This window comes from Microcystis sp. M083S1, from assembly GCF_020246405.1.
GTDB classification, from domain to species: domain Bacteria; phylum Cyanobacteriota; class Cyanobacteriia; order Cyanobacteriales; family Microcystaceae; genus Microcystis; species Microcystis aeruginosa_C.
The window spans coordinates 1-15,733 of record NZ_JADBTB010000212.1; the positions used below are offsets into that span (position 1 = coordinate 1).

At 41.6% G+C, this 15,733-nt stretch carries 15 protein-coding genes; 4 read left to right on the forward strand and 11 right to left on the reverse strand.

The window, feature by feature from the left end; all coding sequences use genetic code 11:
* The first annotated feature begins 231 nt into the window (after window positions 1–231).
* Complete coding sequence (locus IM450_RS19515) at window positions 232–1,071, forward strand: DUF2442 domain-containing protein (RefSeq protein WP_287667504.1); 840 nt, start codon at window positions 232–234, stop codon at window positions 1,069–1,071.
* Window positions 1,072–1,157: 86 nt separating this feature from the next.
* Here the strand turns inward: IM450_RS19515 and IM450_RS19520 are convergent, their stop codons facing one another.
* From IM450_RS19520 to IM450_RS19545, 6 genes are all read right to left on the reverse strand, one after another.
* A complete protein-coding gene (locus IM450_RS19520; RefSeq protein WP_287667506.1) occupies window positions 1,158–1,538 on the reverse strand; it encodes a hypothetical protein in 381 nt (126 codons plus the stop codon).
* Window positions 1,539–1,577: 39 nt separating this feature from the next.
* Window positions 1,578–3,110, reverse strand: coding sequence for a pentapeptide repeat-containing protein (locus tag IM450_RS19525; RefSeq protein ID WP_287667509.1), 1,533 nt, complete (start codon window positions 3,108–3,110; stop codon window positions 1,578–1,580).
* A gap of 275 nt (window positions 3,111–3,385) precedes the next feature.
* Entirely contained in the window at window positions 3,386–5,404 is a 2,019-nt protein-coding gene (ligA, locus tag IM450_RS19530) for an NAD-dependent DNA ligase LigA (RefSeq protein WP_287667512.1), read from the reverse strand.
* A 14-nt stretch (window positions 5,405–5,418) separates the two neighbouring features.
* Entirely contained in the window at window positions 5,419–5,985 is a 567-nt protein-coding gene (locus tag IM450_RS19535; protein ID WP_287667515.1) for a Uma2 family endonuclease, read from the reverse strand.
* Window positions 5,986–6,008: 23 nt separating this feature from the next.
* Window positions 6,009–6,572, reverse strand: a complete 564-nt coding sequence (locus IM450_RS19540) for a Uma2 family endonuclease (protein ID WP_287667518.1) — start codon at window positions 6,570–6,572, stop codon at window positions 6,009–6,011.
* Between the two features lie 172 nt (window positions 6,573–6,744).
* The gene (locus IM450_RS19545) at window positions 6,745–8,067 is read right to left on the reverse strand and encodes an aminopeptidase P N-terminal domain-containing protein (protein ID WP_287667521.1); all 1,323 of its coding nucleotides are present in this window, start codon (window positions 8,065–8,067) and stop codon (window positions 6,745–6,747) included.
* Window positions 8,068–8,128: 61 nt separating this feature from the next.
* Between IM450_RS19545 and IM450_RS19550 the strand changes: the two genes are divergently transcribed.
* Together IM450_RS19550 and IM450_RS19555 are read left to right on the forward strand one after the other, a co-directional pair.
* Window positions 8,129–8,602 carry a hypothetical protein gene (locus IM450_RS19550; protein WP_002800369.1) on the forward strand — a complete coding sequence of 158 codons (474 nt, stop codon included), beginning with the start codon at window positions 8,129–8,131 and terminating at the stop codon, window positions 8,600–8,602.
* Between the two features lie 294 nt (window positions 8,603–8,896).
* Window positions 8,897–9,841 (forward strand): PhzF family phenazine biosynthesis protein, encoded by a 945-nt coding sequence (locus tag IM450_RS19555; protein ID WP_287667526.1) that lies wholly within the window; start codon window positions 8,897–8,899, stop codon window positions 9,839–9,841.
* 95 nt (window positions 9,842–9,936) lie between these two features.
* Here IM450_RS19555 and IM450_RS19560 read toward each other — a convergent pair whose 3' ends face one another.
* The 5 genes from IM450_RS19560 to IM450_RS19580 all read right to left on the reverse strand — a co-directional run bounded on the left by IM450_RS19560 (window position 9,937) and on the right by IM450_RS19580 (window position 14,218).
* The gene (locus IM450_RS19560; RefSeq protein WP_287667529.1) at window positions 9,937–10,707 is read right to left on the reverse strand and encodes a peroxiredoxin-like family protein; all 771 of its coding nucleotides are present in this window, start codon (window positions 10,705–10,707) and stop codon (window positions 9,937–9,939) included.
* Window positions 10,704–11,840 carry an anhydro-N-acetylmuramic acid kinase gene (locus IM450_RS19565; protein ID WP_409772250.1) on the reverse strand — a complete coding sequence of 379 codons (1,137 nt, stop codon included), beginning with the start codon at window positions 11,838–11,840 and terminating at the stop codon, window positions 10,704–10,706. The genes IM450_RS19560 and IM450_RS19565 overlap by 4 nt, the downstream gene beginning before the upstream one ends.
* Before the next feature lie 33 nt (window positions 11,841–11,873).
* Window positions 11,874–12,083: a sulfur carrier protein ThiS gene (gene thiS / locus IM450_RS19570; protein WP_002800362.1), complete on the reverse strand. Its 210-nt coding sequence runs from the start codon at window positions 12,081–12,083 to the stop codon at window positions 11,874–11,876.
* A gap of 226 nt (window positions 12,084–12,309) precedes the next feature.
* Window positions 12,310–13,326: a thiamine phosphate synthase gene (locus IM450_RS19575; RefSeq protein ID WP_287667532.1), complete on the reverse strand. Its 1,017-nt coding sequence runs from the start codon at window positions 13,324–13,326 to the stop codon at window positions 12,310–12,312.
* Between the two features lie 280 nt (window positions 13,327–13,606).
* Window positions 13,607–14,218 (reverse strand): IS607 family transposase, encoded by a 612-nt coding sequence (locus tag IM450_RS19580; RefSeq protein ID WP_002801613.1) that lies wholly within the window; start codon window positions 14,216–14,218, stop codon window positions 13,607–13,609.
* 705 nt (window positions 14,219–14,923) lie between these two features.
* Between IM450_RS19580 and IM450_RS19585 the strand changes: the two genes are divergently transcribed.
* Window positions 14,924–15,637 carry a PEP-CTERM sorting domain-containing protein gene (locus IM450_RS19585; protein ID WP_287667535.1) on the forward strand — a complete coding sequence of 238 codons (714 nt, stop codon included), beginning with the start codon at window positions 14,924–14,926 and terminating at the stop codon, window positions 15,635–15,637.
* Window positions 15,638–15,733: the final 96 nt, after the last annotated feature.

The following is a 15,733-nucleotide window of genomic DNA, read 5'->3' on the forward strand; positions in this document are numbered from 1 at the left end:
AACCCTTACACAGAAAGACATTGCTTCGATTTTTGCCAATTGTTTTCTATCTAGAACGAGCTAATCAATTGAGTCTCTTGCCATATAAGGATTTAGTCGATTTATGCCCCCTGATCGAATCATACCAAGTAACGAAGAGCCAAAAAAGCAAATACTCGACCACGTTTTAGCCAATCGTTCTGCGCTCCTGATTGAATGGGAGGCAAAAGTCTGTACGCAGGGGAATTAATCATGTTAAATAAGCCAGAAATTACTGTTATAATTGAGGATAAAGAAATTTATAATTTCTTGCCAGAGTCTCAATCTGTGCAGATTCTTTCTTTACCAGATTTAAAGAATATTGATTCTTTAAAAAACATCTTTATTTGTACTTCTTTGACCAGTTTAAAAGCAGTGTCAGATATTGCCAGAAATGCTAATGATAAACATCATCTGCGAGGTCTTTTTATCCGAGCAGACATTGATTCTATCTGCTTGCCGCAACTATTTAAACGGGCCAATTTACGCACCCTGCGAAATACCCTCGTTTATCGAGATTTTACTTTACCCACAAGGGTAATTAATGCTTGGATTTGGGGAGCGCAAGAGCATTTAATCGCCACAGCTTTAGTTATTGGGGAAAGTTTATTAATCAGTCGCTGTGATCTCAATGAGCTAGAAATTCCCTTTGCATCTATGCCAGCTTTACAGCGTATTCCTCTAGAAGAAAGAGAGAAGTTTATTATAGCAGAAGATGGTAGTTATATTCATTGGCCAGTCGTGGACATTCATCTTGATGTAGAGGCTTTTTTGAGTGTGATTGAACCAGTAGCAAAACAAAAGTTTGCAGCGATTAAATTAAAACATGATCAGATTTTTGGTCGAGCGATTGCCTCTTTACGCAAACAGCATCAACTGCGACAATCAGATATTATAGGAGTATCCGAGCGCCAAGTGAGACGCATTGAACAGGGGGAAGGAACAAAGGTAGAAACCCTTAATTTATTTGCCCAAGCTCACAAAATGGAACTTAATGATTATCTTAATGCTGTTGCTGGGTTAATCGATAATACTTCAGTAGATTTGCTCTAGTCTTAGAGCTTATTTATCAAGTAAACATCAAAACAAATGTAGGGCGATTATTCCTCGATCACCCTAGTTTTTCTGACAGGGATTTCTTATTTTCCGCAGTCATAATAGTTTATGCCATTTATTGCCGTTCTATAGTTACTCCAATTAGGACGACACCAATCGTTAAGAGGTCTGACAAATGAGCCTCTTTTATATTCATTCTCTATTATTGGTAGAGCGTTATTAGCATCTTGCTTGGTTGGGAATAAGATGACACTCACATAAAATCCTTTTCGTTTAAATAGCTTATTTTTGCCTCCATATTGTGGCAATCGTCTCGGCAGTTGTTCTATTTCCCATTGTGCTTGTTGAATACCTCGATCTGAACCATAAACAACTCCATAGTAAGCAGTTTGAGAAGATACTTGGCCAGCAAGACCAATACTTAATATCAAAGTAGCTAAAATTAAACACTTTCGATTTTTCATACTATTTTGCTCCCTATAATTGTTAAATAAGTTTCAAATTTATTGGCTACTCTCAAGTCTTTTCTCGCATTTCTTAATAGATATAGCGTCTAAATTAATTTCTCCTTTCTTAAAAGGTTTAGTATTTAAAACAATTTCTCCTTCGTTAGCACAAGCATCATCAAGTTTAGTGTCTGGTGAAATTATTATCTTTGTTGTCTCGACATTATCAAACCTTGTATTCGACAAAATCGTATTAGAGAAATCTACGCCAGTCATTTGACTCTTGATGAATTGTACACCTTGCATATCAGCATTAGTGAAGTAAACATCTGTTAGATTTGCTTGAATAAACTTAGATTCTCGTAGTTGTGAACCCACAAATAATCTTACATTTTTAATAGTAGAGTCTGTCATATCTGCCCCAGTAATTGCTACTCCTAATCGCCTTTTATTCACCGTCTCAACTTGATCAACATCATTTAGTACCATACCTGCGAGATTTGCTCCATATAAGTTAATTTCTGGCTGAGGATATAGCTTGTTATTATCAACAGTAATTAGCTGCGATTCAGCTAAATAAGTGATAACTTTTCCTTTACGTTTACCATCCAATTGTTCTAAAACAGAGAGAGTTAAAGCTTTAGCAGTCGGTCTAAATTCTAGCAGTAACCTTTCCTCTGAATTTGATTCTTTAGAACCGGGTGTTTGTTTACTTTTTTTTGTCTCTACAATTAAACCTTGCATTTTGGAAAAATAATCAGTCAAAATTTCTTGCTGTTTTCGCTCTTGTGCAATTTGAGAATCTCTAAAGTCGGCTGCAGAATTCAGATAGAAAGCACCCAGGGCTAACATTAGAGGTACTATCAATAATTGTAGCCAATCCCAAAAACTTTTTTTCTGAAAGCCCGACCATTTAAAATTTGATATCCAGTTAGATACTATCGCTACATTGGCTATAATAAGTAGTAATAATAATAATGGAAGTATCCCCCTTAGCCAGGGCATATCAGTGACGAACCCATAACCATCATTTATTAGACCAATTGCAACAACTATTAAAAAGGCAAACAAAAACAAGAATATGTAAGGCAAAATTTTTCGATTGCCCAAAAAATCTCCAAGTTTGCTATGTTGAAGCTTCGGTGAAACTTGCTTTAAATAATCCTCATAACTTCGGTCGGGGGGAATTGGTTTTATATCTCCAGAATATTCATAATCTGGATTGCCTGTCAATATCAAAAAAGCTAAACGCCTACCCGTAATTGTTTTCTGAGATGAGTTTTCTGGTAAATCATCTAACCATCTCAAAGCATATTTAAGTCGTTCTATAACTTCGTCGCTTTCAAAGAGTGATTTAACATCAGGAAGAATTCTCAGGTCAAAATCACGAATATCGTGGCGTTTTAGGAGTTGCAGTTCTTGGTTTTCTAGAGTTCCTAAACTAAAGAAATGCGTGTTCGATAAGCTAATTCCATAATGCCACGTTTGATATTTTTCTCGCCATTCGACTAGCTTGCCATAATATTCGCTTTCTGGCCGCACATTTTCTTCAATGCCGATAATTAAAGAAGCCAACTCTGAAGTTATCATTAGTATAACCCCCTGGTTATTTATGTTTTTCTATAAAAAGTTAGAGAGAGTTTGAATATCCTTGAGGACTAGCACTATATACCTATTCCTCAGAATAGCAAAAAGTCCTTAACCAGAGACATTTACTTAATATAATGTTACTTTTCTCGTCCTTAAAAATTGACTATTTATCTGATGAGTTTGTTTCTGGATTAAATCAGGTTTATCGCCCAGTTTGGTTGATATTTTTTAAGGATGAACTTGTCTTTTATGTTAATGAAATAATCCAGATTTGACTAGACTTTTTCGACTTCGATTAATTCGAGTAATTGTGCTTCAGTTAGCTGAGTAATGCCCAATTCTAGGGCTTTTTCTAGCTTAGAACCAGCCGCTTCTCCTAGCACTAAATAATCAGTTTTTTTGCTGACAGAACCCGTCACTTTCCCCCCGGCTTTTTCGATTAATTCTTTCGCTTCCTCCCGTTTGAGAGTTGGTAAAGTGCCAGTAATGACAAAGGTTTTCCCTGCTAAAGTCGCTTTTGTGGTGGTGGTTTTTGCTGCTGCGGCAAATTGTAAACCCGCTGCCTGTAATTTAGCGACTAAATCCCGATTAGCGGCGATTCTAAACCAATCATAGACCGATTGAGCGATTTCTTCACCGATACCATAGACAGAGGCTAAATTAGTCACGCTGGCGTTAGCTAACTCCTCCACTGTCCGAAAACTTTCGGCGAGAATTTTGGCGTTAACACTGCCCACATAGCGGATTCCTAGCCCATAAAGTACCCTCGACCAGCTTTGATTTTTGCTTTGAGCCATAGCTGTAATCAAATTTAAGGCGGATTTCTCGCCCATTCGGTCTAATTTGGCAATTTCCGTTTTTTCGAGGCTGTAGAGGTCAGAAATAGCGGTAACTAATCCCTGTTCAATCAGCAAAATCACCACTTTTTCCCCTAATCCCCGGATATCGAGAGCATCGCGACTGGCCCAATGTACCACACTTCCCCGCAAAATCGCTGGACAGGAACTATTAACACAGCGCGTCACCGCTTCCCCCACCGGACGGACTAGGGGAGATTGACATTCAGGGCAATTAGTGGGCATCTGGAAGGGTAAAGTCTGGGGAGGACGCAATTCTGGCAGGATTCTCACCACTTCCGGGATAATTTCCCCCGCTTTGCGGATAATTACCGTGTCACCGACTCGGATATCTAATTCGGCCACTCGATCGCTATTATGTAAAGTAGCCCTTTGTACGGTGGTCCCTGCTACCTGTACCGGTTCCATCACCGCCATGGGTGTGACTGCGCCGGTGCGTCCCACATTGACGATAATATCTTTAACTACCGTGGGGACTTCTTCGGCTGGATATTTTAAAGCGATGGCCCACCGGGGGAATTTTTGGGTGAATCCTAACCGATTTTGTCGCTGTAAATCGTTGATTTTGACTACGACACCATCGGTCATGTAGGCTAATTGATGACGTTTTTCTTGCCAATCTTGATAGTATTGCGCCACTTCTTGCAGGGATGGACAGAGTTGACGGTGGGGATTAACCAGAAATCCCATGGTTTCTAATCTATCTAAGGATTGCCATTGAGTAGTGATATGGTTATCGTCTAAATGCAGGGTATAGGCAAAAAATTGTAAGCGTCTTTTATCAACTATTTTCGGATCTAATTGTCGTAGGGTTCCCGCTGCGGCATTGCGGGGATTAGCAAAGAGAGATTCTCCTTTTTCTTCTCTTTCTTGATTGATTTTATCGAAGGTATCGAGGGGTAAAAAAGCTTCGCCGCGCACTTCCACAATTGCCGGGGGATTATCTATATTTAAGCGTAAAGGAATAGAGCGAATTGTCCGCACATTGGGGGTAATATCTTCGCCAGTGACTCCATCCCCTCTAGTAACACCTCTGACTAAAAAGCCGTTTTCGTAGGTTAAAGCTAACGCGGAACCATCGATTTTTAATTCACACACATATTCCGTGTCTTGGGTTTCATTTACATATCTTTGCCAACGGCTGCCCCATTTATTTAATTCTTCGAGGTTAAAGGCATTTTCGAGACTATAGAGGGGAATATTATGACGGACAGAAACGAATTGACTAGAGATTTTATCTCCGACTCTTTGGGTGGGACTATCGGGGGTGATTAATTGGGGATAACGCTTTTCTATGTCTTCTAATTCCCGATAAAGTTGATCATAAACGCTATCGGGTATAAAAGGATCATCAAGAACATAATAAGCATAACTGGCCCTTTGTAGTTCTGTTTTTAGTTGTTGGCAACGTTGTTGGATTTCTAAGGGGATAGTCATAATCGTTAATAATGCTACTGTGCAAAGACCATTTGAGGAGTTAATTGTAAATCGGGAAATGTCACCGATATTATCCTATCTTCCTGATTAAATTCTGCTAGTTCATAAAATCCCGAAATCAGGGTTAAAACCGATATTTTTAGAGCAATAGGATCGATAATCCAGTATTCAGGAATGCCTCTTACCGCATATTCTGAACGTTTATAACGGTAGTCATCATCGGCATTACCGGGGCTAACAATTTCTACAACTAAGAGGGGAGGAAATTCAATCACTGCTGTGGTCATATTTCTAATCTCTTGACATTGTTCAGCAGTTAAAATCATTAAGTCTGGGATTCTCGATTTAGCTTTATCGGTGCGAATTCCCACCGTAGCGGGCATAACTTTCCAAGTTAGATTTAATCTTTTAATTTCTGCCATTAAATAATCATAAAGAAAGGCAAGAATTAAGGCATGAAAGCCACTAGCGGGAGGCATGGAAATTAATTCTCCGTTAAATAATTCGTACTTATTATCTGTGGAGTCCTGATAATTTAAATATTCTGCAAAGCTATATATTTTTTGTCGGGTAGCAATCATAAAAGTCTCCAGCTAAGATTTTACTATTCAAAGACCATTTGAGGAGTTAATTTTAAATCAGGAAATGTCACCGATATTATCCTATCTTCCTGATTAAATTCTGCCAGTTCATAAAATCCCGAAATCAGGGTTAAAACCGATATTTTTAGAGCAATAGGATCGATAATCCAGTATTCAGGAATGCCTCTCACTGCGTATTCTGAACGCTTATAACGGTAGTCATCATCGGCATTACCGGGGCTAACAATTTCTACAACTAACAGGGGAGGAAATTCAATCACTGCTGTGGTCATATTTCTAATCTCTTGACATTGTTCAGCAGTTAAAATCATTAAGTCTGGGATTCTCGATTTAGCTTTATCGGTGCGAATTCCCACCGTAGCGGGCATAACTTGCCAGTCTAATTGTAGCCTCTCTATTTCCCTTTCTAACACCTTAAATATATATCTAAGTATCAAAGCATGAAAGCCACTAGCAGGAGGCATAGAAATTAATTCTCCGTTAAATAATTCGTATTTATTATCCGTGCAGTCCCGATAATTTAAATATTCCGCAAAGGTATATAATTTTTCTTTGGTGACAACCATAATAATCTCTAGAAAAAACTTAACTGAATCTCCTTAAGGGGGGTAGGGTTGATTCATGAATCAACCCTACTATAAATCAACCCTACTATAAATCAACCCTACTATAAATCAACCCTACCATGAATCAACCCTAGGGTTAGGGGGGAACTGACAATTTTTAACACCTAGCTTTTTACTCAGATTCGATATCCTCAACTTTTTTGGGAACTGTTGCAGTTAAAACCTCATTTCCTGTGGCAGTAACTAACACATCATCTTCGATACGGATACCGATACCTCGCCATTTTTCTGGCACTTCTGGCTGTCCTTCAGCAGGTTTAATATCGGGGGCGATATAAATACCCGGTTCCACGGTTAAAACATGACCGGGCTGCAAATTTTGCCAAGTTTCTTCGTTAACTTTATAACCTCCTGCATCATGGACATCTAATCCTAACCAATGACCAGTTCTGTGCATATAAAAAGGCTTATATTTTTCCTCTTTAATTATCTCATCAATATCGCCGACCAATAGCCCTAAATCTACTAATCCCTCCACAATTGTCCTCACGGCTGTGTCATGAAAAAGATTATAAGGATTACCTGTTTTTACCACTTCAATCGCCTTTAGTTGAGCTTCCAGAACAATTTCATAGATAATTTTTTGTTCGGGGGTAAATTTACCATTAACGGGAAAAGTGCGGGTAATATCACCGTTATAGTAATTGTAGGCACAACCGGCATCAATTAACAAAAGCTCATTTTCTTGTACTTGGCGATTATTGTTGATATAGTGCAGAATACAGGCATTAGCACCACTAGCAACAATAGAAGGATAAGCAGGACCCATACCCCCTTCTAGACGAAAAGTATGCTCAATTTCCGCTTGAATTTGATACTCATAGTGACCAACTTTGGTAAATTCTCTGGCCCGATTATGTGCCTGTGCTGAAATAGCAGTTGCTTGGCGAATATTGTCCAATTCGGCTGCGGTTTTCAGCAAGCGCAAAGGATGGAGAATAAAATTAGTATCTTCTAAAGCAGTCGGTCCAGTGCCGCGACGGGGAAAAGTGGCGATTAATTTTTGCCAGTGATTGAGAACATTTGTATTAAAAGTTTTGTCCCGTCCGAGATGATAATAAATTCGTTCGGCTTTTTCGAGATATTGCGGTAATTTTTCGTCCAATTCTTGGATAGAATAGGCCTCATCAGCAGCAAAAATCTCCTTTGCTCCTTCCACACCGTGGAGATAGCCGGTCCAGGTTTCTTTTTCTGGGTCTTTTGGCTGTACGAACAGGATAAACTGATGTTCGGGGTGATGGGGTGCTAAAATCGCCACCGCGTCCGGTTCATTAAATCCTGTCAGGTAAAAAAAGTCACTATCCTGACGATAGGTGTATTCTACGTCATTGTGCATGACCGCCATGGGCGCACTGCGAAAAATTGCGGTTCCATTGCCGATTTTTTCCATTACCTGCTGACGACGCTGCTGAAACTCTCTGCGATCGATGCCCATAGATATTCCTAAAAATGTCACAATAAGTCCTAGAGTCTATTATCGCTAATATTTTTAATTTATGACCCCTGAAGAACCGGATTTTTCCCAAGATATCATCGAAAGGCGCGAGTTTACCCTAGCAGATTTTATCGCTCAAGAGGGGGCGGATTTCCTCAAAGGGGAATCTCCCGTCCCCAAATTGGTGCAAGTTACCACAGAGATTAAACAATTTATTGCCGCTCATTTAGGTGATTCTTCGGGAGCTTTGCAGATAATTTTACAGCTTATCGTCGATGAAGAATTAACAAAAGTCAGTCAAAATTTAGATAATCCCGTTCAAGCTTTACAGTTAATCCTAGAAGAAATTTTAGACAATCAAGAATTACTCTATGAATTAGTACACCGAGTCGATGTGAAATGGGGACAATTATACGGGGAACGTCCCTATTTTCAACAACCCCATCAAAAACCTCACCCTGAAGACGAATACACCCACAATTCCGTCAGAGATAAGTTAGTCAGTTTATTAGCCAGATTAGAACCGAATAAGTAGTAGAGTCTATAGCAGTTAGGCTCTCTTATTCTTTGTGTTATGAGTTTAACTTATATAGGAGCGATCAATCTTTGTGTCCTTTGTGTCTTTGTGGTTTTTCCCATAGGAGACTCCGAGACGATTCAAGATATACCTTATCTTTATGAAAAACTCTGTATTTTAATTATTTCTTAATAGAAACCAACAGGACTGACAAGGAGAATCTATCCCTAGACAGACAACCGGGGGGCGGTCAGAGGTGAAAATAGTTGTAAGATCAAAAAATTCTCCGATAACTGTTGCCCTATCCCCCGCGTGCCTACCTATTCCTACTATACCGCCGATGTTTTTAGCGATTGCATTTTTGGCGGTAATCCCTTGGCGGTTTTTCCGGAAGCATCTGGATTAACCCGCACCCAGATGCAAAAAATCGCCGCCGAATTTAACTTCTCGGAGACAGTCTTCGTTTTTCCGCCAGAAACGCCCCAAGGCAGCAAAAAAGTCCGTATTTTTACCCCCAGTACCGAATTACCCTTTGCGGGCCATCCTACCGTCGGCACAGCCTATATTTTAGCCCTAATCGGTGCTATTCCCCCTTACCGAGAAACCACGATTTATCTAGAGGAAGGAGTCGGTTTAGTACCGGTAAAAATTCTCATGGAGGGGGAAAAACCGGTCTATAGTGAGTTAAAAGTGGCACAATTGCCCGAATTAGTGACGGATACTTATGCTCTCGATGATTTAGCGGCGATTCTTTCCCTAAGCGTTGCCGATTTCTTACCCGGTTATCCCCCCCGCGCTTTTTCCTGCGGTCTCCCTTTTTTATTCATCCCCGTCAAAAATCGCGATATTTTAGGGAAAATAAAACTAAATCTAAGTCTCTGGTCATCATTATTGGGACAATCCCCCGCTAATTCCCTTTTTGTCTGCTGTTTTGACCTAGAATCACCCCTATCTCGTCTCTATGGCCGAATGTTTGCCCCCAGTTTAGGAGTTATGGAAGACCCCGCCACCGGTTCGGCTGTGGCCGCTTTAGCGGGCTACCTAGGGGCCTTAGAATCTTCTAGGGAAGGGATGAATCAATGGACGATAATCCAGGGAGTGGAAATGGGCAGACCCAGCAGTTTACAATTAAAGTTCCAGAAAAACAACCGTAAAATTACGGAAGTTTCTGTGGGTGGTGCATCAGTTCTGGTCTGCCAAGGTAAGATGATAATTCCCGATGGGGAAACAAAAAGCCCTACAAAAGGGTTATTGTGATAATTATTCCCTGAAATCGGTGAGAAACAGGAAAGGATTAAAATTTTGGACTGGTATCATTTAATCGAAAATCTCTATATGGAGAAGAAAAAAGCTTAATCCCGCAAAAAAGCGAGGGGATAACTCATATTCTCAGCAAAGCCCAAGATACCTCCATCTCGATGCTCATAGAGTAACTTTCCTTGACTATCAAATAAAAAAGTCCCTCCCCGTTGGGTGAGATAACTACTATCGGGGATATATGTTGACCAATTGCCCAAAACTTGACCCATATTACGCAGTCTCAGGGTGGCTAATTCAAAAGGTCGCTGAAAACCTTGACCCCCGGCAAGATTGAATAGGGAACCCCGGAAAGCTGGTAAAGGCCGCGCTTGTATTGTTTCCTCCTCGGCAATTAATTGGGGGGCTTTGCGATCGCCAAGATAACCCCGCAGCACTTCGGCCAGAGTCCCCGGACTACCCACACCCGCACACATCAAAATTAGATTTAACCAAGCATTTTGACCGGGGGAAAATCTGGGTAATTTTAACGATAAACCGCGATACAGTCCCAATAAATTATGTAATTCAGCTTTGGGGTCAACAAAAAGCCAATCTTGCCGAAATTTCGTATATTCAGCGAATTTTAAACCTGAATTGCGATCGCCGATACCGATGGCACGAATGGTGATCCCAGCATTTTGCCAAAGGGCCGCCTCTTTTTCTAACCACCAAGCGTATTCGAGACTGTCAAAATCTCCCAATTGCGGCCAAACAAGAATTAAAAGACGTTTATAGTCGGCACAATCGCTTAAAATTGGCACTATTTGCCCATCGCTGACCCTTTGGCGTTGAATTGTTGAAAATATTTCATAGATGCTGCTCATAGGTAAATTTCTCCCAATAAAACCGCTGCTTTTGCCCCCGTGACTTGCGGTAAATTACCGGGGAAATTGTGCCAGCGCCAATAGGCCAAAAGGGCAAAAGCGATCGCTTCTTTAAAATCGCTATTTAATCCTACCTCATCGGTGGTCAAAAGCTTGACATTTGACCCCAAATGTGCTAGGAGTCGTTGGCGCAGGTAGGAATTACGAGCGCCACCACCGCAGAGCAGCACTTCCGCAGGCATTTCTGGCAAAAAGGTTTGATAGCTGTGAGCGATCGAAATGGCGGTTAAATCGGTTAAACTAGCCAACCAGTCGGCATCACTGAGGGAATAAGCTTGGGCATCCTCGCGCAATTGGGCTAGATAGGCGGGGCTAAATAACTCTCTGCCGGTGGATTTAGGGGGATATTGTTGAAAATAAGGCTCCTGTAGCCATTTATGAACTAATTCCGAGCAGGGTTGACCCTGGGCCGACCATTGACCGTTATGGTCGTAGGTTTGTTGGCCTTGGCTCAAAAATTGTACGGCCAAATCGATAAGGACATTGCCCGGACCGGTATCCCAACCGAAAATTTTTTGCTGCCAATTTTCCGTTTGTCGGGGGGGTAGATAGGTTAAATTGCCAATACCGCCGATATTTTGAACGCAGCGGGCTTTGGTGGGGTGAGAAAGCAGATAAGCGTCAATTTTCGGCACTAGGGGCGCACCGTGACCAGCTTGGGCGATATCGGCAGCGCGAAAATTACTAATGGTGGGAATACGGGTAATTTTTGCGATCGCTGCTCCCCGTCCTAATTGTACCGTGTAACCGAGGCGATCGTTTGCAGGGGGTCGATGAAAAACGGTTTGACCGTGACTGCCGATTAATTGGGCTTTTGGGGCTTCTTTTTGGATATTTAAAGCAGCACGGGCGAATTCTGCGGCGATATCATCATCTAAGCTGGCTAAAGCTTCAATAGATAGCTTTTCTCCCCCACAGACTTGTAAAATTGTCTCGCGTAATCGGGGGGAATAGGGATAGGTTTCCCCTGCTAATAACTGCACCTGTGGAGATTCCACCGTACCGCTAATCTCCACTAAAGCGGTATCGATACCATCCACCGATGTGCCACTCATTAAACCGATAACTAACAAGTTTTTTCCCTCAAGTGTCGATTGTTGATTATTTTATCCCCCCCCGACAATAGTAACAATTTCTAATTTATCCCCCTCCTTGATTTCCGTGTTTTCCCAATACTGACGATGGAGGATTTCCCCGTTATATTCCACTGCAACTAACCGAGGATTCATGCCCAAATTTTCTAGCATTTGCGCTAGTTTAGTTGCGGGTAAACAGGTTTGAGTTTTGCCGTTGATTTGCAAGGTTATTTCTGACATGGATTTGGATACGAACAAATGAATTAATCGGAGTATTTAGGAGACAGGAGACAGGAGACAGCTTTTTTCTCCCCACACCCCACACCCTACACCCTACACCCTACACCCCACTTCATAATTCATAATTCATAATTCATAATTCCCACACCCCACACCCTACACCCCACACCCCACACCCCACTTCATAATTCATAATTCATAATTCATAATTCCCCCTCCCCACACCCTACTTTAATTGGGTTAATAATTGTTGTGTCACCACATCGGGGTGCTGCGCTTCCATGATGGCCCGGACTACAGCCACCCGTTGCGCTCCTGCCTCTAAAACCTCTTTAATGTTACTACTATCAATACCACCGATCGCAAACCAGGGTAAAGGGCAATTTTCCCGCGCATAACGGACATATTCCAATCCTGCCGGGGTTTTTCCTGCTTTGGTGGGGGTGGCATAAACTGGACCAACTCCCACATAATCGGCCTTTTCTTGGATTGCTTTGGCCATCTCTTGGGGATTAGTGGTGGACCGGCCGATAATTGCCGTCGGGCCGAGAAATTGCCGCGCTAGGGAAATCGGTAGATCCTGTTGACCGAGGTGAACACCATCGGCATGAATGGCCTTAGCAATATCGACGCGATCGTTCATAATAAATAAAGCATCGTAACGGTGGCATAACTCACAGAGTTTAGCAGCTTCTTCTAAACAAATGGTATCAGCGGCGGTTTTATGGCGGTACTGCACCAATTTTAAACCTGCTTTTAGGGCTAATTCAACGATTTCTAACAGATTTTCGGCGGGAGAAGTGACTAGATAGAGGGGAGATGCTTTCAGTTTTTCCAGAGGTGGAGAGATTAATAGTTTACTCTCTAGCTGATAAACCCGATAGCGCAGCTGTTTACAGGCTATCCCTAGCTCTAGATCATAGAGTTTACCGTATTCTTCTAAAACCCTAAAAGCCTCCTGTACGCGAGCGAGATTTGCTTGCAGCAGTCCCTCGACAGTCTCCCGGATTTCTTCCCTGGGATGGCTTAAATCCCTGCCGATATCGCCGGCCGTGTCCCGATGTAGTTTAAGATCGATCGAGTGCCAACTAGCTAATTGATGGCGCATTTCTTTACATTCTTGGGCTAAATCGGGATTATCTAAGCCAAAACGACACCATTCTTCGATAATTCGCAGTCCTTCTCTGGCGCGGTCAAGGTTAGCATCGAGAATCCGTTTAATCGCCGTGGTTTCTAGTTTCATTTGCCGTCAATGTGGAGTTATTATAGCCGTTAGCCAATTTGATCCCCCTCAATCCAGCTTGGAAAAGGGAACTTTCCTGGTTTTCCCCCCTTTTTTAAGGGAGGCAAGGGGTAGAGTTGATTCATGAATCAACCCTACCTTGAATCAACCCTAGGGCAAGGGGGGATCATATTGTCTTTATCATCTAAAATATTACTATTCTCGGCCGTTGTTCGGGGAACAGTAGAGGCGGCATCAGACAACTAAAAAGAGGGATGAGAAACCCACGGCAAGGGTAATTTTAACCCACACGGATATTCTTAAGCGCCCCTAGGTGTTCTAGTAATTGCTGATGAGCCTGGTCATGTATTGGGTAGAGACTATTGTAACAGATGGTGACGAGGGATTGGATATCCTCGACTAAATCCTCAGCTGCAATGGATTTCTGGGGTTGATTGAGGAGAATAACTTGGATTTTGAAGATACCGCACAAACCCAAAATAAAATCATGACAAAAGCGACTCACACTTTCCGCATGGGTTAAAACTAGAGATTTCACCTCACCGTGACAAATCATCTTCACTAGACGCATAAAATTAGGGTGATTGTGGCTGACTCCGTCGCCGATATCGGTGAGAATTTCAAAGGGTTGACCCTGCTGACTACAAAAGTCTTCTAACGCTTTTATTTGGGTGTCTAATTGTGGTTTTTGTTCAGGTCGATTAACACGAGCATAGCCAACAATAAATCTGGTTTCTTGGCCAGATTGTAAGAGATCTCCCGGTCGAAATCGGCGATGACCGCCACGGGTACGAATTGAGGTAATTTTCCCCTGTTGTTCCCAGCGCCGGAGGGTTTTAATGCTAACTCCGAGTAAATCCGAGGCTTCTCGAATAGTGATGAGAGTATTCATAGTATAGAACTCGGTTTTAATTAAAGAAATTTATCGAGGCAAGGTTGTCCAACGTTAGACAGTCGGTTGTCCAATTTTATATTGGTATCACCCTACAATGGTGAGTCTAGATGATTTATAAAAATTAGTCATACCCCTTTAGATAGAGATGAGTAGGTAGGCGTTAAAAATTATCAGACACCCCCCTTATCAAGGCTATCTTGCCCGGTCCATCGAAGGCTCTCCCCCTACTTAGAGTGATCAGCAAACCTGAGCGATAGTAACGGATTTTGTCCACAATGTAGGGGCGAACTGTGTTCGCCCAAAAGGTACATTATCAAAGCGCAAGTCCCTTAATTCTTATGCAATTCCAGTTTTAACGATCAAAACTGTTAAGTTTTATCCATTGTTCCTCTCTTGATAAAGTTTTGTAACAATTTGAGAGATTTTTTTTAAAGTAGATACTGTTTATTTGTCCAACTTTCACAAAAAAGCCTAAGTATATTTGTCTATTTTTTGGGACAATTGTGTTTAATAAAAACTGCCATAAGTTGGACAAAAATATATAAATATTGTCAAAAAAGTCTTCTAAAAATTTTGTTTTTTTGGGTAGATTTTTGGTTATATTTCTGTCAAGACAAACAAAAAAAACAACGAGCCTAATACTCGTCTAAATTTTTTTGATGTCTATAGTAACCATAAATGACACTCGATAACTTAGTCATCATGACAATCAACAAATTAACCACAATCCTCTGGGGTGTAGCTACCCTCGGCATCGCCACCGCTATGGCTACCCCCGCTCAAGCTAGTTCTTTTTCCGTTCCACTTGTAGGTGGCAATGGTTTTGTCAATGCTACTATTACTTCTGGCGGACTCTCGATCGGCGCAACGGTATATGATTCTGTTAAGCTTGGCGACCAATTGTTCTCCGATTTCAGTTTCGGTGGCGATGTTGGTGCAGGCGATAAACTGAGATTCGTTCTCAATCAAGATGTTTGGACTGTAAATTTTCGTGAAGAAACTAGCTTGGGTGTTGCCAATGGTACATTGGAATACAAAGTCAAGATTGTCGCTATTTCAACCCCCCCCCTAGTTTTCGATACGATTATATTCGATACAGATATATCTGGACTGGGTGGAAGCACAAATTATCTCGCTACCAAGAAGGTTTTCACACTAGGTGGTACTCCGCTTATCACCCTAACTTCCACAAACGGCTCTGACGCCTTTGGCAGTATTCTGTCTTTCAATGCTAGTCCCATCAAAGTGATCGATACCTTCACAAGTCTTCACAGTAACTCTCTATTACAATCTTCCACTAACAGCTTCACTCAAGACCTAGACCCCCCTAGTTCTATCCCCGAACCTGGTACTATCCTCGGACTTCTGGGAGTGGGTGGTTTAGGAATGGTTTCCCGCTTCAAGAAACAAAAATAACAGTTACCAATGTCTTGCACACATTGATAACTGTGACGTTGAACAAGAACAGCTAAAGGTTAGCTCCCCGTCTGGGTTTCTAGCTTTTAGCTTTCC

Coding starts and splice junctions, on each gene's coding strand:
- IM450_RS19515 (WP_287667504.1), top strand. CDS start 232: ATGTTAAATAAGCCAGAAATTACTGTTATAATTGAGGATAAAGAAATT.
- IM450_RS19520 (WP_287667506.1), bottom strand. CDS start 1,538: ATGAAAAATCGAAAGTGTTTAATTTTAGCTACTTTGATATTAAGTATT.
- IM450_RS19525 (WP_287667509.1), bottom strand. CDS start 3,110: ATGATAACTTCAGAGTTGGCTTCTTTAATTATCGGCATTGAAGAAAAT.
- ligA (WP_287667512.1), bottom strand. CDS start 5,404: ATGACTATCCCCTTAGAAATCCAACAACGTTGCCAACAACTAAAAACA.
- IM450_RS19535 (WP_287667515.1), bottom strand. CDS start 5,985: ATGATTGCTACCCGACAAAAAATATATAGCTTTGCAGAATATTTAAAT.
- IM450_RS19540 (WP_287667518.1), bottom strand. CDS start 6,572: ATGGTTGTCACCAAAGAAAAATTATATACCTTTGCGGAATATTTAAAT.
- IM450_RS19545 (WP_287667521.1), bottom strand. CDS start 8,067: ATGGGCATCGATCGCAGAGAGTTTCAGCAGCGTCGTCAGCAGGTAATG.
- IM450_RS19550 (WP_002800369.1), top strand. CDS start 8,129: ATGACCCCTGAAGAACCGGATTTTTCCCAAGATATCATCGAAAGGCGC.
- IM450_RS19560 (WP_287667529.1), bottom strand. CDS start 10,707: ATGAGCAGCATCTATGAAATATTTTCAACAATTCAACGCCAAAGGGTC.
- thiS (WP_002800362.1), bottom strand. CDS start 12,083: ATGTCAGAAATAACCTTGCAAATCAACGGCAAAACTCAAACCTGTTTA.
- IM450_RS19575 (WP_287667532.1), bottom strand. CDS start 13,326: ATGAAACTAGAAACCACGGCGATTAAACGGATTCTCGATGCTAACCTT.
- IM450_RS19580 (WP_002801613.1), bottom strand. CDS start 14,218: ATGAATACTCTCATCACTATTCGAGAAGCCTCGGATTTACTCGGAGTT.
- IM450_RS19585 (WP_287667535.1), top strand. CDS start 14,924: ATGACAATCAACAAATTAACCACAATCCTCTGGGGTGTAGCTACCCTC.